19 protein-coding genes are annotated in these 22,059 nt (G+C 70.1%); 10 read left to right on the top strand and 9 right to left on the bottom strand.

Annotation, left to right across the window (positions count from 1 at the left end):
* Positions 1-18 precede the first annotated feature (18 nt).
* The 4 genes from mptB (at position 19) to IEY88_RS18670 (ending at position 6,786) form a co-directional block, all read left to right on the top strand.
* Positions 19-1,566: a polyprenol phosphomannose-dependent alpha 1,6 mannosyltransferase MptB gene (mptB, locus tag IEY88_RS18685; RefSeq protein WP_189156007.1), complete on the top strand. Its 1,548-nt coding sequence runs from the start codon at positions 19-21 to the stop codon at positions 1,564-1,566.
* Positions 1,567-1,637: 71 nt separating this feature from the next.
* Positions 1,638-5,327: a patatin-like protein gene (locus IEY88_RS18680; RefSeq protein ID WP_189156006.1), complete on the top strand. Its 3,690-nt coding sequence runs from the start codon at positions 1,638-1,640 to the stop codon at positions 5,325-5,327.
* 5 nt (positions 5,328-5,332) lie between these two features.
* Positions 5,333-5,860, top strand: coding sequence for a TetR family transcriptional regulator (locus tag IEY88_RS18675; protein ID WP_189156005.1), 528 nt, complete (start codon positions 5,333-5,335; stop codon positions 5,858-5,860).
* 83 nt (positions 5,861-5,943) lie between these two features.
* Positions 5,944-6,786: an oxidoreductase gene (locus tag IEY88_RS18670; protein WP_189156004.1), complete on the top strand. Its 843-nt coding sequence runs from the start codon at positions 5,944-5,946 to the stop codon at positions 6,784-6,786.
* Between the two features lie 350 nt (positions 6,787-7,136).
* Here the strand turns inward: IEY88_RS18670 and IEY88_RS18665 are convergent, their stop codons facing one another.
* A complete protein-coding gene (locus IEY88_RS18665; protein ID WP_189156003.1) occupies positions 7,137-9,122 on the bottom strand; it encodes a glycosyltransferase in 1,986 nt (661 codons plus the stop codon).
* A complete protein-coding gene (locus IEY88_RS18660) occupies positions 9,119-9,694 on the bottom strand; it encodes a DUF998 domain-containing protein (RefSeq protein WP_268241245.1) in 576 nt (191 codons plus the stop codon). The genes IEY88_RS18665 and IEY88_RS18660 overlap by 4 nt, the downstream gene beginning before the upstream one ends.
* Before the next feature lie 201 nt (positions 9,695-9,895).
* Here IEY88_RS18660 and IEY88_RS18655 point away from each other — a divergent pair, with 201 nt between their 5' ends.
* Genes IEY88_RS18655 through IEY88_RS18645 form a run of 3 tightly spaced genes read left to right on the top strand, consistent with a single transcriptional unit; the run spans position 9,896 to position 12,493 of the window.
* Positions 9,896-10,801, top strand: a complete 906-nt coding sequence (locus tag IEY88_RS18655) for an ABC transporter ATP-binding protein (RefSeq protein ID WP_373294131.1) — start codon at positions 9,896-9,898, stop codon at positions 10,799-10,801.
* Positions 10,798-11,556 (top strand): ABC transporter permease, encoded by a 759-nt coding sequence (locus IEY88_RS18650; RefSeq protein WP_373294116.1) that lies wholly within the window; start codon positions 10,798-10,800, stop codon positions 11,554-11,556. Before IEY88_RS18655 ends, IEY88_RS18650 begins: the two co-directional genes overlap by 4 nt.
* A gap of 19 nt (positions 11,557-11,575) precedes the next feature.
* The gene (locus IEY88_RS18645; protein WP_189156001.1) at positions 11,576-12,493 is read left to right on the top strand and encodes a COX15/CtaA family protein; all 918 of its coding nucleotides are present in this window, start codon (positions 11,576-11,578) and stop codon (positions 12,491-12,493) included.
* Here the strand turns inward: IEY88_RS18645 and IEY88_RS18640 are convergent.
* Positions 12,472-13,575, bottom strand: a complete 1,104-nt coding sequence (locus IEY88_RS18640; protein ID WP_189156000.1) for an ankyrin repeat domain-containing protein — start codon at positions 13,573-13,575, stop codon at positions 12,472-12,474. The genes IEY88_RS18645 and IEY88_RS18640 overlap by 22 nt on opposite strands.
* A 9-nt stretch (positions 13,576-13,584) precedes the next feature.
* Entirely contained in the window at positions 13,585-14,049 is a 465-nt protein-coding gene (locus tag IEY88_RS18635) for a GbsR/MarR family transcriptional regulator (RefSeq protein ID WP_189155999.1), read from the bottom strand.
* A 139-nt stretch (positions 14,050-14,188) separates the two neighbouring features.
* Between IEY88_RS18635 and IEY88_RS18630 the strand changes: the two genes are divergently transcribed.
* Positions 14,189-14,653 carry a hypothetical protein gene (locus IEY88_RS18630; RefSeq protein WP_189155998.1) on the top strand — a complete coding sequence of 155 codons (465 nt, stop codon included), beginning with the start codon at positions 14,189-14,191 and terminating at the stop codon, positions 14,651-14,653.
* A 79-nt stretch (positions 14,654-14,732) separates the two neighbouring features.
* Here the strand turns inward: IEY88_RS18630 and IEY88_RS18625 are convergent, their stop codons facing one another.
* The 4 genes from IEY88_RS18625 to IEY88_RS18610 all read right to left on the bottom strand — a co-directional run bounded on the left by IEY88_RS18625 (position 14,733) and on the right by IEY88_RS18610 (position 18,908).
* Positions 14,733-15,350: a GTP-binding protein gene (locus tag IEY88_RS18625; protein ID WP_189155997.1), complete on the bottom strand. Its 618-nt coding sequence runs from the start codon at positions 15,348-15,350 to the stop codon at positions 14,733-14,735.
* On the bottom strand, positions 15,331-15,801 hold the full coding sequence (locus IEY88_RS18620) for a DUF742 domain-containing protein (RefSeq protein WP_229693527.1): 471 nt from the start codon (positions 15,799-15,801) through the stop codon (positions 15,331-15,333). The genes IEY88_RS18625 and IEY88_RS18620 overlap by 20 nt, the downstream gene beginning before the upstream one ends.
* Positions 15,802-15,879: 78 nt before the next feature.
* Positions 15,880-16,299 carry a roadblock/LC7 domain-containing protein gene (locus IEY88_RS18615; protein WP_189155995.1) on the bottom strand — a complete coding sequence of 140 codons (420 nt, stop codon included), beginning with the start codon at positions 16,297-16,299 and terminating at the stop codon, positions 15,880-15,882.
* Positions 16,296-18,908: a nitrate- and nitrite sensing domain-containing protein gene (locus IEY88_RS18610; protein WP_189155994.1), complete on the bottom strand. Its 2,613-nt coding sequence runs from the start codon at positions 18,906-18,908 to the stop codon at positions 16,296-16,298. The genes IEY88_RS18615 and IEY88_RS18610 overlap by 4 nt, the downstream gene beginning before the upstream one ends.
* A gap of 333 nt (positions 18,909-19,241) precedes the next feature.
* Here IEY88_RS18610 and IEY88_RS18605 point away from each other — a divergent pair, with 333 nt between their 5' ends.
* Together IEY88_RS18605 and IEY88_RS18600 are read left to right on the top strand one after the other, a co-directional pair.
* A complete protein-coding gene (locus tag IEY88_RS18605) occupies positions 19,242-19,652 on the top strand; it encodes a DUF485 domain-containing protein (RefSeq protein WP_189155993.1) in 411 nt (136 codons plus the stop codon).
* Positions 19,649-21,226: a monocarboxylic acid transporter gene (locus tag IEY88_RS18600; protein WP_189155992.1), complete on the top strand. Its 1,578-nt coding sequence runs from the start codon at positions 19,649-19,651 to the stop codon at positions 21,224-21,226. The genes IEY88_RS18605 and IEY88_RS18600 overlap by 4 nt, the downstream gene beginning before the upstream one ends.
* On the opposite strand, the gene IEY88_RS18595 is transcribed toward IEY88_RS18600, so the two are convergent.
* A complete protein-coding gene (locus IEY88_RS18595) occupies positions 21,212-21,994 on the bottom strand; it encodes an alpha/beta fold hydrolase (RefSeq protein ID WP_189155991.1) in 783 nt (260 codons plus the stop codon). The two genes, IEY88_RS18600 and IEY88_RS18595, sit on opposite strands and share 15 nt — an antisense overlap.
* Positions 21,995-22,059: the final 65 nt, after the last annotated feature.

Below are 22,059 nucleotides of genomic sequence, written 5' to 3'. Positions count from 1 at the left end.
GCTCGATACCCTGCCCACATGCCCACTTCCGGCGGAGCCGTGACTCCGGAGAGCGACCTCTTGAACGGTCGAGAGCGTCGCCAGCTGGACATCGTCCGGCGGTGGGGCACGATCGGTGCTTTGTTGCTCACGGTCGGGTCCCTCGGTGGCGGTGCCGCGCCCATCTACTCGCCGCTCTACGGCGTGCCCGTCCTCGGGCTCTTCTCGAGGATGCCCAGTGTCGCGATGGGGGTCGTCTGGACCGGCATCTTCATGATCGTGTCGGCCTGGCTCGCGCTGGGCCGGTTCGTGAAGCCCGGCAGGCCCCGGCTGATCTCGCGCGGCCAGATGGACCGCACGCTGCTGATGTGGACCGTCCCGCTGGTCTTCTGCGTGCCGATGTTCTCCCGCGACGTCTACTCCTACCTCGCGCAGAGCGAGATCGCGGCGCGCGGGCTCGACCCGTACGAGCTGGGGCCGGCGAACGCGCTGGGCGTCGACCACGTGCTGACGCGCGGTGTGCCGAACATCTGGCGGGAGACGCCCGCGCCGTACGGGCCGTTGTTCCTCGCGTTCGGCCGGTTGACCGCGATGCTGACCGGTGACCACGTGGTGTCCGGTGTGTTCGTGCACCGGCTGCTGGTGCTGGTCGGCCTGGGCATGATCGTGTGGGCGCTGCCCCGGCTCGCGGCTCGCTTCGGGGTGCCGCCGGTCGGCGCGTTGTGGCTGGGCGCGCTGAACCCGCTGGTGCTGTTCCACATCGTCATCGGCGTGCACAACGACGGCTTGGCGCTCGGCCTGATGCTGGTCGGCCTGGAGCTCGCGATGCGCGGGCTGGAACCGTTGAGGTGGACCTGGATCTCGCTGGGCGCCGTGGTCATCGTGTGCGGTGCGATGGTGAAGATCCCCGCGATGGCGGCGCTGGGCTTCCTCGGCGTGATGGTGGCGCGCAAGCTCGGCGGGCAGTTCAAGCACCTGGCGCTGGTCGCCGGGATCATGGCGGGCATCGCCGCCGTCGGGGTGGTGGTGATCTGCCTCGGCACCGGGTTCGGCTTCGGCTGGGTCGAGACGCTGAACGTCGCGTCGACCGTGAAGTCGTGGATGTCACCGCCGACCGCGCTGGGCTTCCTGGGCGCGGGCACCGGCATCCTGCTCGGCCTCGGCAACCACACCGAGGCGATGATCTCGCTGACCCGGCTGCTCGGGCAGGCCGTGTCCGTGGTGATCACGGTCGGGCTGCTGTGGCGCAGCTTCAAGGGCCGGATCAAGGCGATGAACGGCCTGGGCGCGGCGCTGGGCGCGATCCTGGTGCTCGGTCCGGTGCTGCAGCCCTGGTACGTGCTGTGGGCCGCGATCCCGCTGGCCACCGCCGTGGTCGGGCCGAAGTTCCGCATGTTCGCCATGGTCACCTCGGCGATCATCGCGATCATCCTGCCGCCGACCGGGTCCGCGTTCGACGGACGTGCGTACACGGTGCCGCAGGCGGTCGCCGGGGCGGTCATCACGTTCGCGATCTGCGTGCTGATCGCGCGCAAGCGGGTCGGGCCGTTCCTGAAGTCCGACCCTGCCGGCGGAGGACACGTCTGAGCAGTAACCCCGAACCCGCGGCGGACGAGTAACCCCACAGGGGAAGATCGTCGCCGGAGGGGGTGCGTGACATGACCGAGCAACCCATGTCGCGGGAAGAGGTCCGGTTCGCCGTCGTGCTCAACGGGGGCGTGAGCCTCGCCGTCTGGATGGGCGGCACGGTGCTGGAGCTCGACCGGCTGACCAGGCCCGGATCGGTGTACCAGCCGTTGCTCGACCTCGTCGGCTGCACGGCCAGGGCGGACGTCATCTCGGGCACGTCCGCGGGCGGCATCAACGGGGCCGCGCTGGCGTTGTCGCAGGTCAACAAGCACGCCGACCTGACCAGATTGCGGGACCTCTGGGCCGAGCAGGGGCGGATGGAACAGCTGCTGCGGACGCCGTTCCGCGGCTCGCCCGCGTCGCTGCTCAAGGGCGACGAGTTCTTCCTGCCCCGGCTGCAGGAGGCGCTGGCCCGGCTCACCACCGACTTCGAGCCGACCGAGCCCGACCGGCGCCCGATCGACCTGCGGATCACCACCACACTGCTCGGTGGCGTGCCCACGATCACCTACGACGACCTGGGCCAGCCGCTGACGCAGTCGGTGCACCAGGGCTCGTTCTCGTTCCGCCGCGACCCGTACAACTGGGTCTCCGCGGACACCCGTGACGACTTCGCGGCCGGCACGCTGAACGACCGCGTGCTGCAGCTCGCGCTGGCCGCGCGGTCGAGTGCCAGCTTCCCGTTCGCGTTCGAGCCGAGCTTCATCCCGGTCGGCGGGCAGGCCTCGCCGGACCGCCCGGACATGGCGGACGTCGCGAGCTGGTCCAACGGTGGCGACCGCAGCAGGTTCGCGGTCGACGGCGGTGTGCTCGTGAACACGCCCACCCGCGAGGCGCTCGAGGCCATCGACCGGATGCCCGCGGACGGGCCGGTGCGGCGGGTGATGCTGCTGGTCTTCCCGCACGCGGAGCCGCTGGGGTCGGAGCCGGTGGCCGACACGGTCGACAGGGGACTGACGACGGTCGGGTCCGGCGGCAAGCTGCTGGGCGCGATGTCCAGCCAGGCCAACAGGACCTACGTCGAGAAGATCGAGGAGCACAACCGGCGGGCCGCGAGCAGCAGGGGCGGCCGGATGGCGTTGCTGGAACGGCTGCACGCGGGCGGCGAGGACGTCGTCGGCGAGGACGTCGTCGGCGAGGTGTACTCGCTGGCGGACAAGCTCTTCGGCCACTACGAGGACGTCGAGATCCGGCTCGCCGCGCGGCAGGTGACGGCGCAGCAGTTCGCGCTGCCCAAGGGGAATCCGGCGAACTGGTCGTTCGAACGGGCGCGCCGGGCCGCGGAGACCGCGCAGCGCAAGTGGAAGAAGCAGCACGGCGTCCTGCCGTACGTGCCGGGCGTGAGGCTGCCCGATCTCGTGTGCCGTCCCGACACGGGCTGGGAGTGGGGCATCACGATGGCCGAACGCCTCGGGGCGTCGGCGCTCGACCTGCTCAAGCGGATCGTGTGGGTCATCCCCGAGGCGCAGGCGGAAGGGATCACCCAGTCCCGCCGCGAACTCCACCAGGTCCGCGCGGAGCTGCGCCGGCTGCGGGAGGAGCTCTTCGATTGGAAGCCGTCGGACTCGCTCGGCGACACCTACTGGACCGGGCGGCTCGCGAGCTACCACGAGCACATGATCGACGGGCACCTCGGCCTGGAGGTCCGGGCCCAGGTGACCGAGATCGGCCGGATCGTCGGCGAGGCGCAGAAGGTGATCACCGCGCTCGACGGGCACCGGCTGAAGCTCGGCGGGCTCGTCTGCTGGCACGCGCTGCTGGGCGCCCCGGCGGTCGCGGCGGAGGCCGGGCTCGGCGACGGTGAGCGGTGGCTTTCGCGCCTGCTGGCGCTGGAGATCGCCGGCACGTGCCTGTCCGACGACGCCTCGACCGGGATGGACACGCCGGTCGAGCTGGTGCAGGTGTCGCTGCAGACGCGCAACGCGTTCGCGCAGCAGTCGATCACGGCCGACGACAAGGCCGGGGGTGCGTCGCTGTCGCGGTTCTCGGGGTTCCTGAAGAGGTCGTGGCGGGTCAACGACTGGATCTGGGGCCGGTTGGACGGCGCGACGATGCTGTGCCGGGTGCTGTTCGACCCTCGGCGGTTGCGGCGGATGGACCTGCTGGGCCGGCCGGAGGGCGACCAGCGCACGGCTGACGAGCGGGCGAAGGCCGTGGTCGACCAGGTGCTGGAGAGCATGTTCGGGGTGGAGCTGCCGATCCAGGTCGCCGCGTGCGCCGAGGAGGCCCGCAAGGAGCTCGCCGGCATCTACGAGACCGACAACGAGCTGTCGCCGTCGTCGATGAAGCTCGCCGAGCTGGCCGCGTGGGGCCTGCACTGGCGGATCATCTGCGAGGAGCTGCCCCGGCTGCGGGCCGCGATCATCGCCGACCGCGGTGACGGCGCGGACCGGCGGTCGCGGGGTGAGCTGTTCCTGGAGGAGCACGCGGACCTGTTGCGGCGCCTGGAATATCCGCACGAGCACACGGTCACGCTGGGCATGTCGGCGTTGAACGCCTTCGACCGCGCGGGCATCGGCCGTGAGCCGCTGACCCAGGAGGCGGCGTCGGACCAGATGATCCGCACGGCCGCGACCGCCGCGGCCGTCGCGGTCACGGTCGCCGACTCCGAACGGTCCGGGCTCGCGGCGGTGCGGCCGGTGACGCGCGTGGTGCGCGGCGCTGCCCTGCTCCCCTACTGGACGATCACCGGGCTCACCCGCGGTGGCAAGCTGGTCCAGTTCCTCGGGCTGCTAGGCCTCGCGGTCGGTGGCGCGCTGGTCGTGATGGCGTTGTTCGGGATGCTGCCCGCGTGGGCCGCCGGTCCGGGCGCGGCACTCGGCGCGGCCAGCCTGCTCGGTGCCTTCGGGTACGCGGCCCTGCGCAGCGGCACGATGCTGCACGGGCTGGTGTTGCTGTCACCCGTGATCCCGTTGGTGGCCATAGCCGTCGACCGGCTTCCCCGGGACGGCGCGGAGATCACGACCGGCACGATCACGGTGGCCGGTGTCGCGTTCGTCGTGGCGGCGCTGCTGGTCCTGGGGTCGCTGCCCGCCCCGGTCCGCACGCCGCTCGCGGTGCTGGCCGACTTCCGGCCGTGGGAGATCATCAGGCGCCGCTGGAAGCGGGTCGCGGTGTTGCTCGTGGTCGCGGGGCTGGTCTGGTCGGTGTGGCGGTTCGAGCCGCACACCGAGCCGTGGCTGGTGATCCCCGTTTCAGTCCTCTGTGGAGCGTTCGGGACGTGGATGGCCCTGTCCGGCGGCAAGTCGCTGCAGCGCTGGCGCCGGGTCGAGGGCGTGTGGGGCACGGAACGCGCCGAGCCGCCCGCCGCCGCGACCGCCGGCTGGGCCGTGGTCTACGGCATCGGCTACCTCGCGGTCGCCGACGTGCTGCTGGTCGTCGGGCCGCGCGGGTGGGGCTGGCAGGCGGTGATCGGCACGGCGCTGGCGTTCGGCCTGACGTTGCTGCTGATCACGTCCTGGTACGTGCCGCGGGCCGAACGCCGCCGGTTGCGCGAACAGCTGGTGGCCGAGGCGATCCCGGCGATCTACCCGGAGGGCGACGACGTCGCGGCCCGGTTGCGCGAACGGCTGGAGGGGCACGCCTCGCTGTACCGGTTCCTGGTGCACGGCGAGGGCGAGCACCCCTCCGAGCTCACCCTCTCGCCGGCCGGGCTCGTCGTGGCGCGGCGAATCGAGACGAAGCTCCACAAAGGACGGCACCCCGACCCTGTAATTTGAGGCGGATGAGGGCCGATGCGACACGCAACGTCGAAGCGGTGCTGCGCGCGGCCGCCCAGGTGTTCTCCGCGGACCCGCTCGCGCGCATGGCCGACGTCGCCGCCGCGGCGGGCGTGGACAAGCGGACCGTCTACCGCCGCTTCGACTCGCGCGAGGAACTGCTGCTGGCGGTCTACCGCGCGCGGCTCGACGAGCTGGAAGCGCTGATCGACACGACCCTCACCGGCCCGGCGCGCGAGGCGCTGCTGGCGTTCGCCGAGGGCGGGATCCGGCTCAGCCGCGACTGGCCCGTGGACATCCGCGCGGTGACCGATCCCGCGATCCAGCAGCGGCGTTCCGCGCTCGACGCGCGCATGGACGAGTTCCTGCGGGGCACCGGTGTGGTCGCGGCCGGGCTGCCCGCCGGCTGGGCGTTGCGGGTGCTGCAGACCCAGCTGCACACGGTCGCGCAGGAGATGCCCGCGCTGGAGCCCGGTCCGGCCGCCGCGCTGGTGGTCGAGACGTTCCTGCACGGCGTTTCGGGTCGGGTGTGACGAGGGCCATGCCTCGGTCGGGCATTTTCGGGCTGCTGTCGGCGTCTTAAGTGTCATCAAGAGTGACACTTAAGGAGTGGACGATGTCGAAGACGTGGCTCATCACCGGGGCGTCCCGCGGTTTCGGGCGCGAGATCGCCGTGGCCGCCGCCGAGGCGGGTGACCGGGTAGCCGCGACGGCCCGGCGGCCGGAACAGCTGGAAGACCTGGTGGCGCGGTTCCCGGACCGCGTGCTGGCGGTCGCCCTGGACGTGACCGACCCCGCTGCCGCCCACCGCGCGGTGGAACGGACCGTCGAGGCGTTCGGCGGGCTCGACGTGGTCGTGAACAACGCCGGGTACGCGAACAGCGCGCCCATCGAGGAGACGGCCGAGGACGACTTCCGCGCCCAGGTCGAGGCGAACCTGTTCGGCGTCGTGAACGTGACCCGCGCGGCGCTGCCGGTGTTGCGGCAGCAGCGTTCCGGGACGTTCGTGCAGTTCTCGTCCGTCGGCGGCCGCGCGGGAGGCACGCCGGGCATGGGCGCGTACCAGACCGCGAAGTTCGCCGTGGAGGGCTTCTCCGAGGTGCTCGCGAACGAGGTGGCGCCGTTCGGCGTGCGGGTCGTGATCGTCGAGCCGGGCGCGTTCCGCACGGACTGGCAGGGCTCGTCGATGGTCCGGCACGAGGTCGGGGCGGACTACGAGGAGTCCGTGGGCGCGATCAACCGGTTCCGCGACGAGACCGACGGCAGGCAGCCGGGCGACCCGGCCCGTGGCGCGCGGGTGGTGGTCGACGTGGTTCGTGCCGACGACCCGCCGCGCCGGTTGGTGCTGGGTGCGGCCGCGGTCGAGACGGTGCTGGCCGCGGAGGCCCGGCGGAGCGCCGAGACGGAGAAGTGGGCGGCGGTGAGCGCGTCCGCCGACTTCCCGGCGGACGAGAGCTGACCGAGTTGGGCCGGAGGGTGCCGCGCGGGCCGGAGGGGTGCCGCGCGGGCCGCTGGTGCGGCAGCCAGCGAGGGTGGTCCACACGACGAAGGCCCGGCCGCGCCGCACAACCGCCGATGCGGCAGCCGCGAGCGCCCCACGCACGAGCGAGGGCCCGGCCTCGCCGCACAAACCGCCGGCGCGGCAGCCCTGGGCACCCACCCACAAGCGAAGTCCGGCCGCGCCGCACACACCACCAACGCGGCAGCCCCGAACACCCCACCCACAAGCGAAGGCCCGGCCGCGTCCCCCCGCAGCCGGGCCTCTCCCCCGAGCGACAGGCCGCGCGCCTGCCGCCCCTCCCCTGAACCTCAGGCCGCCAGCGCGATGACCGGGACCGTCCGGCCCATCGCCCGCGCGTACAGCGCCTCGAAGCGGTCCAGCGTCGTGGCCAGCGCGTGGTGCGAGATGATCTCGCTGCTGGCCGCGCCCATCCGGGCGCGCATCGGGGCGTCGTGCACGAGCGTGTGCAGGCGCTGGGACAGCTGGTTCACGTCGCCCGGCTCGAACAGCCAGCCGTTGCGGCCGGTGTGCACGAGGTGCGGGAGTGCCATGGCGTTCGCGGCGATCACCGGCTTGCCCGCGGCCATCGCCTCCATCGTGGCGAGGCTCTGCAGTTCGGCCACGCCGGGCATGACGAACAGGTCGCAGCGGGCGTAGGCGTCGAGCAGGTCGTCCTCGGAGACGAAGCCGTGGAACTTCACGCGGTCCGTGATCTCGAGGTCCCTCGCCAGGAGTTCCCATTCCGCCTTGCAGGTGCCGTCTCCGACGATCTCGCCGAACGCGCCGGGCACGCGGGCCAGGGCGCGCAGGAACTCGTCGACGCGCTTCTCCTCGTCGAGGCGGCCCACGAACAGTGCGGTCGGGCGGTCGTTGTGCGTCACGGAACGCTGGTAGCGGGAGATGTCGATGCCGCACGACACGGGCACGGCCGGCTCCGGGAAACCGCTGTCGTGCAACAGCTGCACGGCGCGCGGGGTCGGTGCGGTCACGACGTCTGCGCGGCCGAAGACACGGGCCAGGTCGCGGTAGGCGAACTTGCGGGCCCAGCCCTGCAGGAACGCCGGCACGTGGGCGTGGCTGAACAGGTTCTCCGGCATGAAGTGGTTGGTCGCGAGCGTCGGGATGCCCTGCGCCACAGCGGAGTTGAGGACGAACCGGCCGACCACGAAATGCGCCTGGACGTGCACGACGTCCGGCTTCAGCGCCTTGATCAGCGCGTCGGCCTCGCGGGAGGCCTGCCACGGCAGGCAGAAGCGGAAGTCCGGGTAGAACGGGAGCCGGTGCGAGCGCAGCCGGTGGACTGTCACACCGGGGATCTCCGTGGCACGTGGCGAGTCCGGGGCGATGACGTGGACGTCGTGGCCCTTCTCGGCGAGGCCGACCGCCAGGCGCTGCGCGAAGCGCGCGGCACCGTTGACGTCCGGGGGGAACGTGTCGGCGGCGATGACGACGCGCAGCGCGCTGGAGGTGTTCACGGGAAGCTCCGTTCGGATGTTTTCACGAGGTTGACGAGCAAGTGCGAACACGCCGCAAACGGCGGCGAGAGCGCAGGCGAACAGCGCGACACCGGTCAAAGGAGACAAATGCGCGGCTTCGCCGAGCAGGAAGGCGCCGAGGCCGACGGCGACGAGCGGGTCGACCACGGTCAGGCAGGCGACGGCGAGATGAGGGGGTCCACCGGCGTAGGCGTGCTGGACGAGCCAGCCGCCGACGGCGAGCGAGAGGGCGATGCCGAGCACGGACGCGAGGTGCGAGAGCCCGAAACCGCCTTGCTGCACGGACTGAGAGACGGCACGCATCAGCACGGACACGTACCCGTACGCGACGCCACCGGCTGATGCGAACGCCACAGCGCGGATGCGTGCGTTGGTCGTAAGGGCTGCGATCACGCCGGGCACCGCGATCAGGCCGAGAGTCACGAGTCCGGCGGTGAGTTCGACGTCCGGCGCGACCTTGGTCGAGGTCGCACTGCCCGAGGCGAAGAACACGAACGCACCGACGCCCACGGTCGTGAGCAGGATCGCCGGCAACTCACGGAAACGGCGGTCCATCAGTGCGGTCATGCCGATCGCGAGCACACCGATCGGCTGCACGACCGTCAGCGGCGCCATGCCCAGCGCGACGGCGTGCACCCCGGCACCGGCGACGAGCAACGCGAGCCCGCCGAGCCACTGGGGTTGCCGCAGGACGCTGGCACGCGCGCCGGTCAGGGCGACCGCGTCGTGCTGCAGGCGGGCGGCGAGTGCGAAGCACACGGCACCGAACACGGCGAGCGTGATGGCGAGCATGGTCATGACGTGCGCCTCACTTGAAGTGCCGCGATGGCGAAAAGGAGTACGTAAAGAGATGCGAACAAAACGCGTTCCGTAAGTCCGCGCGCCTCGAAACCGCCGAAGGAAACGTGGCTCACGAGAAACGCCGCGCTGGAGACGGTGGCCGTTGTCGCGATACCGAGCAGGGCCGGGAACTGACGGGCGATGAGCACCCCCGCGGCCGGAAGGGCCACGAACATCACCGCGCCGGCGTACCGGTGGACGTAGCCCGACATCGAGGTCGGCTCTCCCGTCGGATCGGTCGGGAAGATCGTCGCCACGGTGAGCCCCGCCGACCAGATCCCGATCAGCCACTGCGCTGACCTGCCTACACCCCGCAGGTTGACGGCGAGCAACGCCGACACGGCCGCGAGGCTAAGAGACGTCGCCGCGAGCCAGCCCGTGCCGTTGTCCACGAACACGTAGTCGCTGATCACGTCCGAGATCGGGTTGAGCTGCCCTGCCGACATGACATGCAGGTAGAAAACCGGGACCAGTGAGAACACCAGTCCCCCGACAACCCATCCCCGTCTTTTCGCCCCCGCTTCGATCACGGGAAAAGTCTCTTGCGAACGCGTTGATCAACCAATGGGGAACTCCCCCGAGAGGACCCTGAGGTGTCCCTTAGTCACCGGGGTAGGGCTAGCCCCACCTTTTTCAGCTGCGCTTCAGGAATGGGCCGAATGACCCAGCTGCGTGCGGATCGTCCCGACCGCCTAGGCTGCGTGCCTGTGAGCCCGAATCCCCAGCCTGCGGTGGAAGTGTCGGGGCTGGTCAAGAGATACGGCTCGAAGACCGCCGTCGACGGCCTCGACCTCGTCCAGCAGCCCGGCACCGTTCTCGCCCTGCTCGGGCCCAACGGCGCGGGCAAGACGACGACCGTCGAGATCTGCGAGGGCTTCCGCACGGCCGACGACGGGTCGGTGCGCGTCCTCGGCCTCCCGGCCGGTTCCGAAGCACTGCGGCCCCGCATCGGCGTGATGCCGCAGGGCGGCGGCGGTTATCCCGGCATCCGCGCCGAGGAGATGCTGAACCTCGTGGCCACGTGCGCGAAGAACCCGCTCGACCCGAAGTGGCTGATCGAGGTCCTCGGGCTCGGCGGCGCGGTCCGCACTCCGTACAAGAGGCTCTCCGGCGGCCAGCAGCAGCGCCTGTCCCTCGCGTGCGCGTTGATCGGACGCCCCGAGCTCGTGTTCCTGGACGAGCCGACCGCGGGCATGGACCCGCAGGCGCGAAGGCTGGTGTGGGACCTGGTGGCGGCGCTCAAGGACGACGGCGTCGCCGTGCTCCTGACGACGCACCTCATGGACGAGGCCGAGGCGCTCGCCGACGACGTCGTGATCATCGACGAGGGCCGTGTCGTCGCGCAGGGCTCGCCCGCCGAGCTGACCGCGAACCGGCCGGACGACCAGCAGCTGCGGTTCCGCGCGCGGCCCGGCCTCGACCTCACGTTGCTGTCCGCCGCACTGCCCGAGGGGCTGAAGGTGCGCGAGGTGACGCGGGGCGCGTACGTCGTGGAAGGCCTGATCGACCCGCAGGTCGTGTCGACCGTCACGTCGTGGTGCGCGCAGCAGGGCGTGCTGGCCGAGGAGCTGACGGTGGCCAAGCGCAGCCTCGAAGACGTTTTCCTGGAGCTGACCGGCAGGGAGCTGCGCTCGTGACCACCTTCGCTCCCGGCACGTTCAAGCCCGCGCCCGGCCGCGGTTCGCTGCCGCGCATGCTGTTCGTGCACGCGCGCACCGAGGCGATGCTGACGTTGCGCAACGGCGAGCAGATCCTGCTCACCGTGATCATCCCGCTGGCGCTGCTGATCGCTTTGTCACTGATGTCGGTGATCCCGATGCCGGAGCCGCGCGTGGGTTCCGCCACCGCGCGGATCTTCGCGCTGGCGATCATCTCGAGCGCGTTCACCGGGCAGGCCATCGCGCTGGGCTTCGACCGCCGTTACGGCGTGCTGAAGCGGCTTGCGGCCTCGGCGCTGCCCCGGTGGCTGCTCGTGGCCGGACGGGTCTGCGGCGCTCTGGTCGTGGTCGCGCTGCAGATCGTGTTGCTGGCGGTCACGGCGTTGCTGCTGGGCTGGAGGTTCCCTCTCGCCGGTCTGCCATGGGTGGTGCTGCTGATCGTCCTGGGCACGCTGACGTTCGGTGCGCTGGGCGTGCTGCTGGGCGGGGCGTTGCGCGCGGAGATCGTGCTGGCGCTGGCGAACATCATCTGGTTCGTGCTGCTGATGGTCGGCGGTGTGGCGCTGAGCGTGCCGGTGTCGTTCGTGCACCTGCTGCCGTCGGCCGCGCTGGCCCAGGCGCTGGAGACCTCCGTGGTGCACGGCACGGCACCCGGTGTGGGCCCCGTCGCAGTGCTCGTGGCCTGGGGTGTTGTGGCGGGTGCTCTGGCGACCCGGACGACGAAGCTGACCTGACCCGGCTTACCATCAGTCCGTGTCTCGATTGACCGCTTTCATCGTTCCCTTGCAACGCGCCCTTGCGATCGCCGCCATCATCGCGCAGGGCGGCATCGCGGTCACCGGGTCCATCGTGCGGGTCACCGGCTCCGGGCTCGGCTGCCCGACGTGGCCGGAGTGCGTCCCGGGCAGCATCGTCCCGGTCGAGCACCCGGACGTCGCCGCGCTGCACCAGTGGGTCGAGTTCGGCAACCGGACGCTGTTCGGCGTCATCGGCATCATCACCGGTCTCTGCCTGGTCGCCGCGGTGCTGAACAAGCCGCGCCGCCGCCGGGTCATCACGCTCGCCGCGATCCAGGTCGGCGGTGTTCTCGCGCAGGCCGTCATCGGTGGCGCGACCGTCCGCCTCGGCCTGGTGTGGTGGAGCGTCTCGGTCCACTTCATGGTCTCGATGGTGCTGGTTTGGTTCGCCGTGCTGCTCCTGCGTTCGCTGAGCGAGGGCGACGGCCCGGCCCGCTGGCTGGTCCCCGCAGGCGCCCGTGGCCTGCAGATCGTCATGGCCGTCGTGATGTACGCGCTGCTGATCGCGGGCACGTTCGTCACCGCCGCCGGGCCCCACGCGGGCGACTCGAAGACGCCGCGCCTGGACGTGCCGGTGCCGACGCTGGCCCAGATCCACGCGGACCTGCTGTTCCTGTTCCTGGGCATGCTGATCGCGATGGGCTTCTTCGTGCGTACGAAGGCTTATTGGGTGCTGGTCGGCGTCGTCGTCGCCCAGGGTGCGCTGGGCATGGTGCAGTACTTCACCGGGGTGCCCGAGGTGCTCGTGTCGCTGCACGTGCTGGGTGCCGGTGCGGCCGTGGTTGCCACGGCGATGCTCTGGACGTCGTCGCGTGAGCGCACGCACGAGGTCGAGCTTCCGGCGTCCGAGGATCAGGCGCTCAGCAAGGCCTGAGCCTCACCCTGGTCGTTGTGCCCGGCCCAGTTCGCCGGCGTGGCCTCGAAGTTCACGTCGGTGATGGTCCGGTCCGCGCCCGCGTCGAGCAGGACGCGGATGACCGGCAGGTGGCCGCGTTCGGCCGCGAGGTGCAGCGCCGTCACGCCCTCGCCGTGCATCGGACCGCCGAAAGTGGTGCGCTGGTTGGGGTTCGCGCCCAGGTCCAGCAACGAGCGCGTGGCGTTCTCCAGCCCGCACCAGGCCGCCCACGCGAGGGCCGTGCCGCGGTAGACGTCCGCGTCGATCCTGGCGCCGCGCTTGAGCAGCTCGCCGAACACTTCGGCGCGGTCGTTGCGGGCGGCCCACGACAGCGCCTCGTCGAGCACCTCCTGCGGGTCGTTCGTCGGCCACCAGCGCGGGAGACCGCTGTGGGGCCGGTAATAGCCGCGTCCCGACTCCGGCGCGGTGGCCAGGTCCAGGTCGCCGAGACCGGCGGCGGTGCGCAGGTTCGGCGGCCGGACCCCGTGCCGTGCCAGGAGTTCGGCGGTGCCGGTGTTGCCCCAGAACAACGCGACGGCGAGCGGGGTGCCGCCTTCGCCGCGGGCGTCCAGGTCGGTGCGGGCGCCTCGGCTCAGCAGCAGTTCGGCCAGGTTCGGCTGGTTCGCGTAGGCCACCTGGTGCAACGCCGTCCAGCCGTGGACGTTCTGGTGGTCGATGTCCGTGCCGTCGTTGAGCAGCACCTCGACCAGGCGTTCGTCGCACTTGGCCGTCGCGAGGCCGAGCAGGTCGTTGCCGTTGGTGCCGCTGGCTTTCACGAGCCACGGGTCGCGCGTGATGATCGCCTTCAGCTCACCGGGGTTCTGCATCTCGATGGCCTGGTAGGCGCGGGCGAACGGGCGAGGCTTGCGGATGTTGGCCTTGAGCGCCTTCCAGTCTTCGCAGCCGTGGGCCCGGGCGAGCACCATGTGCGCGCCCTCGTCCGTCAGCGGTACGTCGTCGAACACCTCGAGAGCGCCGGGCACGCCGTCCCACGCGGAGGCGAGCAGGCCTCTGGCTCGCTCCTCGTAGTACTCGACGTCATCGCGAAACGGGTGCCACATGGCACCACGCTACTTCGGTGCGGCGGGCCTGCGCTCCCACAAAGCGGGGAGTTCCTCTGAGAGCCAACCGTAGAGGTTGTCGACGGTCCTCAGCCGCATCGAGCGCTCCGGGTCGCCGCTGAGCAGCCGCATGCCGTCGTCGGTGAGCTGCTGGACGCTCGCGATCGCGGTGAACTTGCGCTGGATGAAGTCCGTCCAGGCCTTCTCGTTGATCCGGTACTCGGCCGCCTGCCGGCCGCGCCGCGTCCGCTTGGTCACGAGGCCGACGTTGACCAGGTACTTCAGGTTTGTGCTGATCGACCCGCTGCTGGCCTCCAGCTCCTGGGAGAGCTCGGCGGCGGTGCGCTCGACCGGCTGGCACACCAGCAGGTAGCCGAGGATGCGGCCACCGATCAGCGGGATGCCCTCCTCGGCGAAATGGGCCGCGAACCGCTCGATCCAGGCCGACAGCCTGGTCTCCCGCCCGACGCTCATCAGTGATCCCTTTCGGTCGACACTGAAATCATCGTAGCTATCTTGTCAACATTCACATGCAACCCGCTGGTTGCAACAGATGACGGGAACGTGCAACCATCGGTTGCGCATTGCCTCCGACATCGACAGGGACGTACCTATGGACACGACCGCACTTCGCAGCGCTTACGAGAAGTTCCTCGGCGTGGCGGCGGAGCCCGATCTCGGCGAGGCCGCGGACGGGGGCTGGAACGCCGACCAGGTGCTGGCCCACGTGCTCAGCGTCGACGCGGCGACCGCCGCCGTCGCACTCGGCGTCGTGTCCGGCGCACGCCCCACCTTCGACAACCGGATCTGCCTCGACCACTGGAACCTCGGCCGGATCATCGCCGAGCACTCCGGCAGGGCCGGCCTGATCACCCGTGTCCGCCACCAGGCGGCCGTCCTCTGCGACGTCGCCGACCAGGTCGGCGAACAGGCCGCCGCGGTGCTGGTGCCGACGTTCCTCATGTCCGGCGACGAACTTCTGCTCGACCAGCCGGTCCCGCTCGCCGATCTCGTCAACGGCCTCGCCGAGAACCACGTACCCGTGCACACCCGGCAACTGGCCGACCTGCGGTCTTAGGCCAGCGCGAGAAGGCCCCGAGCGCCAGGCACTCGGGGCCGATCGACCAGGAGGAGCGAGAGCTTGGAGCAGCTCCAAGTCAGCAGACGGGCGCGAGCGGGGTGGTCTCGTCGGGCCCGGGACGGCGGCGCCAGCGGTCCAGCTTCGCGTGCTCGGTCAGCGAGATCAGCGCTTCCCGGACGGACAGCCGCACGCGCGGGTCGCAGTTCATGACCGGCACGTCGGGCGAGATGCCCATGCCGCGGATGATCGCCGTCACGTCGGAGCGCACGGACGCGTGGATGTTGTTCAACGCCAGCACGTACGGGATGTTCTGGTCCTCGAAGTACCGCATCGCGTCCACGGAGTCCGCGGGGCGCATCACGTCGAACAGCACCACGGCGCCGACGGCACCGCGCACCACGTCGTTCCAGCCCGCGCGCGGGTCCTGCCACTGCGGCGCCACGAACAGGTGCAGCGCGAGACCCGGATCGAGCCACACGCGGCCGAACTGGATGCGAACCAGCTCCGTCACGCCACCGGCGCGCTCCGGCGCGAGGGAACTCATCGTCAGGAGATCGTTCTCCACGATGGACCTGATGAAAGTGCTCTTGCCCACGCCGAAGCCACCGGCGACGACGATCTTGGCCGAGGTCAGCTCCCGACCGGGCGGCCCAGGAGGGCCGAATTCGGGAAATCTAGAGCCGACGTAGTCCACTAAGCACTCTCTCCATCAACCCGAGGTCTGGCGTGTCACCGCCCGCGGAAGCGGTCTGGTGCACGTCCACCAGACCTCGTTCCGCCATGTCACCGAGCAGCACCTTCACGACTCCCAGGGGGAGGCGCATCAGTGCGGCCACCTCCGCGACGGATCGCGGTGAGTGGCAGAGCTCGACAACGCGTTGGTGCTCAGCCTGCAAGATACCTGCAGAGTGCCGACTCTGATCATTGGCGGAGACAAGTGTCTCGATCTCGAGGTCGATGTTCGACCGAGTGCGCCCACCCGTCCAGGCATATGCACGAACGATCGACGACTCGTGGGTCTCCTGAACGGACGATTCGAAAGCCCTCGCATCTGCTTGCGGGACAACGGGAGTGGCCTCCCGCGCGGGCTCCTGCTCCGTCGTGCGCGGCCGCTTGCGGCCCGAGTCCAGGGAGAACCCGTTCATCAGGTCGGCGAACGTCTGCTCGGCGGGCGTCTCGGCCCGACTCCGTCGTCGGGGCGCGTCAGGGGACGGGCTCATTGATCACCTCACGCTGTGCAGCTGCGCTCGCAGTTCGGGAGTGAGGATCTGGCCGACCTGGTCGACGACCACGGTCATCTCGTAGGCCACCTGGCCGACGTCGCTGTCGGGGGCGGCGAGCACCGCCAGGCAGGACCCGTCTCGAATGGACATGAGGAGCATGATCCCGTAGTCCATCTCGATCACGGTGCGCAACACTCCGCCACCTTCGAAGCATCGTGAGGCGGCCGTCGTGAGGGCCGCGACCCCCGACGCGATGGCGGACAGCTGGTCGGCGCGCTCGGGCGGCAGACCTGTCGACTTGGTGAGCAGCAAGCCGTCCACCGAGATCACGATCGCGTGGGCGACACCGGCCACGCGATCGGTGAAGTTCGTGATCAACCAGCCGAACTGGTCGACCTGGCGCGACTGAGGCGTGCTCATGCCTTCTCCCCGTTGTACTGGCCGTTCCCGTTCCCGCCGCCGCCGAGCGGCGCCTGGCGCAGGCCCGTCTGGTAGCTGGCGAGAAAGCCTCGTGCTCGTTCCGGATCGCGTTTCGGGCTCACGGCGGGCCGCGGGCCGATCTCGGAGGGTCCCGCGAGGTCGGGGAGCAGGTTCTTGCGAGGTGCCCGTTTCGGCAACCCGGCGTCGGTCTCCCCCGCGTCCGTCGCGGGGTCTCCCGGCTGCTCCCAGACCGTCCCTCCGGGCTTCTTCCCGAACCAGGATGCCACTACTGACGGTGACGAGGACGGTGAGGGTCCCGGATTGGTCCGCGGCGCCGGAGGATCGCCGTTGATCTGTCCGGCCGGGGCTCCGCTGCCCCTGAACCAGGACGACGTCGTCTCGTTCGGCGACTCGGGCGGCACGCCGTTGTGCTGACCCGAAGCGGGGCGGGGTGTGCGCTGCGGCAGCGACTCGTCGATCGCGGCGCCGCGGAACGACGTCCACTCGGCGGACTCGCGCGGGCTGTCGATGGCCGGCGCGGGTGCGGGCGGGGGCGCCAGGTTCGGCGTCTTCACGACGACGTGCGGCTGCTTGGGGACGGCCTGCTTCGGCTGGGGCAGCGCGGCGTGCCGCGGCTGGGACGGCGCCGGGGCCTCCTCGTGGGAGCGCACGAGCTCCGCCGGCACGAGCACGAACGCGCGCAGGCCCTCACGGCCCTCTCCCGCGCCGCGCAGGCGGACGGTGATGCCGTGGCGGCCCGCGAGCCTGCCGACGACGAACAGGCCCATCTGGCGCGAGACGGGCACGTCCTCGTCGGTGCCGGTGGAGAGCCGCTCGTTGGCCTCGGTGAGCTCGGCGGGTCCCATGCCGATGCCCTGGTCGGCCACCTCGACGAGCACGGCTCCCTGCTGGTCGACGCGCGAGCCGATCATGACCTGGGTCGTGGGCGCGGAGAACGCGGTGGCGTTGTCCAGCAGCTCGGCGACGAGGCGGACGAGGTCGCCAGCGGCGTAGCCGACGATCTCGACCGACGGCGTCGACTTCACCACGACGCGCTGGTAGTGCTCGATCTCCGACGCGGCGGCGCGCAGCACGTCCGCGAGCGGCACCGGCTGGTGGAACCGGCGGGCGGTGTCGGTGCCGGAGAGCACCATCAGGTTCTCGTTGTTGCGGCGCATGCGCGTCGCGAGGTGGTCGAGCTTGAACAGGTTCGCGAGCTGCTCGGGGTTCTCCTCGTGGCGCTCCAGCTCCTCCATGAGCTTGAGCTGGCGCTCGACGAGGCCCTGTGAGCGGCGCGACAGGTTGACGAAGATGTTCTTCATGCCCGATCGCAGCGACGACTGCTCGATCGCGCCGCGGACGGCCTGCTCGTGCACGGCGTCGAACGCGCGCGCCAGCTGACCGAACTCCTCGAAGGTGTGCACGGGCACCGGTTCGATCTCGGTGTCCGGCCTGCGGTCGGCGCGGATAGCGGCGACGACCTCGGGGAGGTGGTGGTGCGCCACGTTCAGCGCGGAGCGGCGCAGCTCCGAGAGCGAGCGCAGCAGGTAGCGGCCGATGACGAAGCCGAGCGTGCCGGCGATGAGCAGCATCGCGAGCAGGATGACCGCGGCGGCGCCGGCCTTGTTGGACGTGTCGTCCTGCAGCGCGGCGGCGGTGTCCGCGAGCTCGTCCTGCAGTTCGCGGACGACCTGCTCCATCAGGCGGGCGGTGGTGCCGGAGGACTTGTTCCAGTCCTCGACGGCGATGCCGAACTCCGGCGGCGGCTTGGGCTGGCCGGGGCGCGTCACCGGCGGCGGGGTGCCGTCGGGCTGGGTGAGCGCGCGTTCGACGAGTGCGTTGCGGTTCGCGACGGCGGCGCCGGTCACGGTCTGGTCGTAGACGCGGCGCTGTTCGGTGGTGCCGATGGCCTGGAAGTCGCTGAGCCTGTCCTGCAACCGGATGTCGGACTGCTCCAGCGCGCGGACCTCGGGGCTCAGGAGCTTGCCGCGGCCGATCCCGGCTAACACGAACGCGTGCTGCAGCGAGACCTGCTCCTGCGCGATGACCATGTTGTGCAGCGCGTTCGCGGTGCCGGAGATGGCGTTGTCGTTGAACTGCCCGATAAGCGCCTGTTCGAAGTCCAGCAAAGACTTGATGATCGCGGTGTAGCCGTAGGTGCCGCCGGACGGGTCGCCGCCGTCGCCGCCCTGCGCGACCTTCTCCCGCAGGTTCTTCAACGTCTCCAGCTGACCGCCGACCTCGGCGAAGCGCTGGCGTGAGACGTCGCTGATGCCGTCGGTGCGGTCGATGCGCCGGCGCACGGTCGAGGCGGCGTTGTCGGTGGCGCTGATCTGGTTCTGGTAGGCGCCGACCCCGGAACCGCTCGTGGCGCTCTGCGCGGCGAGCGTGCGCTCCTGCTGGACGCTGGAGATCAGTGGCGCGAGATCGGCCCTGAGCCGGACCAGGCCCTGGATCTGCACGTAGTTGTCGGACCGGTCGACGTATCCCGAGATCTGCAGGGCGCCCGCGCCGACGGCCACGGCGACCGGCACGAGCAGCACGACTCCGAGCTTGACGGGCAGGCGCCAGTTGCGCCAGTCGCTGATCTTTCTCCACTCGACATTCACGAAATGATCCCCAAGGCGCGCTCGAAGTGCCCCACTATCGGCTACCTCCTGGCCTGGTGAATCCCCGCGAGTCGATGTCCCCGCAGCTCGATATCTCCATCAGCCGTATCGGGTGTGAGCGGATAGTAGGCCAGAGAGCGTGACGCGACAACGACCTCGGGCGTGCACGACCGATCACCCAGTGTGACGCTGGACCTTTTGGGGTGGTCCTGTGGCCTTCGGGGATTGACTCGCCGCCACGCGTGGTTACGCTGGCGCCTCCCACCCCCGGACTCGACGCGCTGTGTGCGCGGAGCCTCGCCGGGCACTCCCCGTAACGAATGCGAGCGGTTGATGACGAAGGCGCTGCCCTCCGTGTCACGCCCGGCCACCCCCGGTTTCGCGACCTTTGACGAGCCATCTCACTCATTGCTTATCGATGGTGACGGTGAGCCTGATTTCGGTGCCATCCAAACGAGTGACGATTTCCTCGACCTGAAGCGCCGGGTCAAGCGATTCATTCTCCCGGCGACGGTGCTGTTCCTCGCTTGGTACGTCACGTTCGTATTGCTTTCCGCTTACGCCGCCGGGTTCATGAGCACTCCGCTGTTCGGAACCGTGAACGTCGGCTTGACGATGGGATTCCTCCAGATCGTCACCACCATCATCATCACAATGGCGTACGCGCGTTACTCCAAGCGGAAGCTCGACCCCCAGGTCGACAAGGTGCGCGCGCTCGTGGAAACCGACGAGGAGCTCGCGTGACCGGGGCGAACACCGCGATCAACCTGTCCGTCTTCGGCATTTTCGTGCTGCTGACGCTGTACATCGTGTACCGGGCGTCGACGCGGAACGTGAGCGCGTCGGACTACTACGCGGCGGGCAGCAGTTTCACGGGCACGCAGAACGGCATCGCGCTCTCCGGCGACTTCCTGTCCGCGGCCTCGTTCCTGGGCATCTCCGGTGCGATTGCCGTGAACGGCTACGACGGCTTCATGTACTCGATCGGGTGGGTCGTCGCCTGGCTGATCGGCCTGATGCTCATCTCCGAGCGGCTGCGCAACACCGGCCGCTTCACCATGGGCGACGTGATGGCGTTCCGCATGCGCCAGCGCCCCGTGCGTGCGGCCGCGGCGAACGCGACCCTGGTCATCTCGCTCTTCTACATGATCGCCCAGATGGCGGGCGCCGGCGGCCTGATGGCGTTGCTGCTGGACGTGCACAGCAAGGTCGGCCAGGCCGTCATCATCGCGGTCGTCGGCATCGTCATGGTGCTGTACGTGCTGGTCGGCGGCATGAAGGGCACCACGTGGGTGCAGATCATCAAGGCCGTGCTGCTGATCCTGTCCGTGTCGATGCTGACGATCTTCCTGATCGGCAAGTTCGGCTTCGACTTCTCCTCGATGCTCGACCGCGCGACGCAGCGCTCGCCGCTGGGCGAGGCCGTCCTGTCGCCGGGTGTGAAGTACGGCGCATCGGACCTGTCCAAGATCGACTTCATCTCGCTGGCCCTGGCCCTGGTGCTCGGCACGGCTTCCCTGCCACACGTCCTGATGCGCTTCTACACGGTGCCGAACGCGCGTGAGGCCCGGAAGTCCGTCGTGTGGGCCACGTGGATGATGGCGATCTTCTACTCGTGCATCCTCGTCATCGGTTTCGGCGCGATGGCACTGGTCGGCTCGGACAAGATCACCAGTGCGCCGGGCGGCGAGAACTCGGCCGCGCCGCTGCTGGCGTTCCAGGTCGGCGGCACGGTGCTGCTGGGCATCGTGTGCGCGGTGGCGTTCGCCACGATCCTCGCCGTGGTGGCGGGTCTCACGCTGACGGCGTCGGCCTCGTTCGCGCACGACGTGTACGCCAACGTGATCAAGCACGGTGAGACGAACCCGGCCGACGAGGTCCGGGTCGCGCGCATCACGGCGGTCTGCGTCGGTGTGCTGGCGATCGTCGGCGGCATCGCGGCGAACGGCCAGAACGTCGCCTTCCTGGTCGCCCTGGCGTTCGCGCTCGCGGCCTCCGCGAACCTGCCGACGCTGCTGTACTCCTTGTTCTGGAAGCGTTTCAACACGCGTGGCACGTTGTGGAGCATCTACGGCGGCCTCACGTCGTGCGTGCTGCTGATCGTGTTCTCCCCCGCGATCTCGGGCTCGAAGTCGTCGATGTTCCCGGACGTCGACTTCGCGTTCTTCCCGTTGTCGAACCCCGGCATCGTGTCGATCCCGCTGTCGTTCCTGGCCGGGTTCCTCGGCACGGTCCTCGGTGGGGAGAAGGCGGATCCGGCCAAGCAGGCGGAGATGGAGGTGCGCGGCCTGACCGGCATCGGCTCAGGTCTGCGCTAGAAGTTCTTCCACTGCCCTGTTGAACACCTCGGGGCGTTCCAGGTTCGGCATGTGGGCGGCACCGTCGACCACCACCAGCGTCGAACCTGGAACGCGCTCGCTCATGTACTCGGCGTCCTTCACCGGCGTGAACTCGTCCTCGCTGCCGACGATCACCAGCGTGGGCACGGTGATCGTGGCGAGCGTCTCGGTGTGGTCGGGCCGTTCCGCGCGGCCTCGGAGTGCCGCCGCCGCGCCTTGCGGTGGGGCGGCGTGCATCAGGCCCGCGACGAACTCGGCGGCCTCGGGGTTGTGCCGCGCCACCATCTTCCACTTCACCTCGGTGGCGTAGCCGGACATGCCCTCGCGCAGCAACCGGTCGGCCATGGCGTTGCGGTCGAGCCGACCCTCCTCGGTCTCCGCCTGCGCGAACGTGTCGGCGAGGATCACGCCCTTCAGCCGTTCGGGGAACGCTTGGACGCACTGCATGACGATCTGCCCGCCCATCGAGAGGCCGCCGAGCACGAACCTCTCGACGCCGAGGTGGTCGAGCAGTGCGGCGACGTCGGCGGCGAACACGTCCAGCGGCGTGATGCCGGGGACGACGGTGGTCTCGCCGTAGCCACGCAGGTCCGCGGCGATCACCCGCCACCCCTTCGCACTGAAGTGCTCGACCTGCGGACGCCACATCGTGCGGTCGAACGGGTGGCCGTGCACCAGCACCAACACCTCGCCGGTGCCTTCGTCGTCGTAGCCGACGGTGATGCCGTTGACGTTCGCGGTGCTCATGATCCCGACCGTAACCAGGGGTTTCGCTCGGTACAATCAAAACATTGCTCTCGGTGCAATGGGGC

It is taken from the genome of Lentzea pudingi, assembly GCF_014646255.1.
Taxonomy (GTDB): Bacteria; Actinomycetota; Actinomycetes; order Mycobacteriales; family Pseudonocardiaceae; genus Lentzea; species Lentzea pudingi.
The sequence above is the reverse complement of the archived record's forward strand: the minus strand, read 5'-3'. Positions and strand labels throughout refer to the sequence as shown.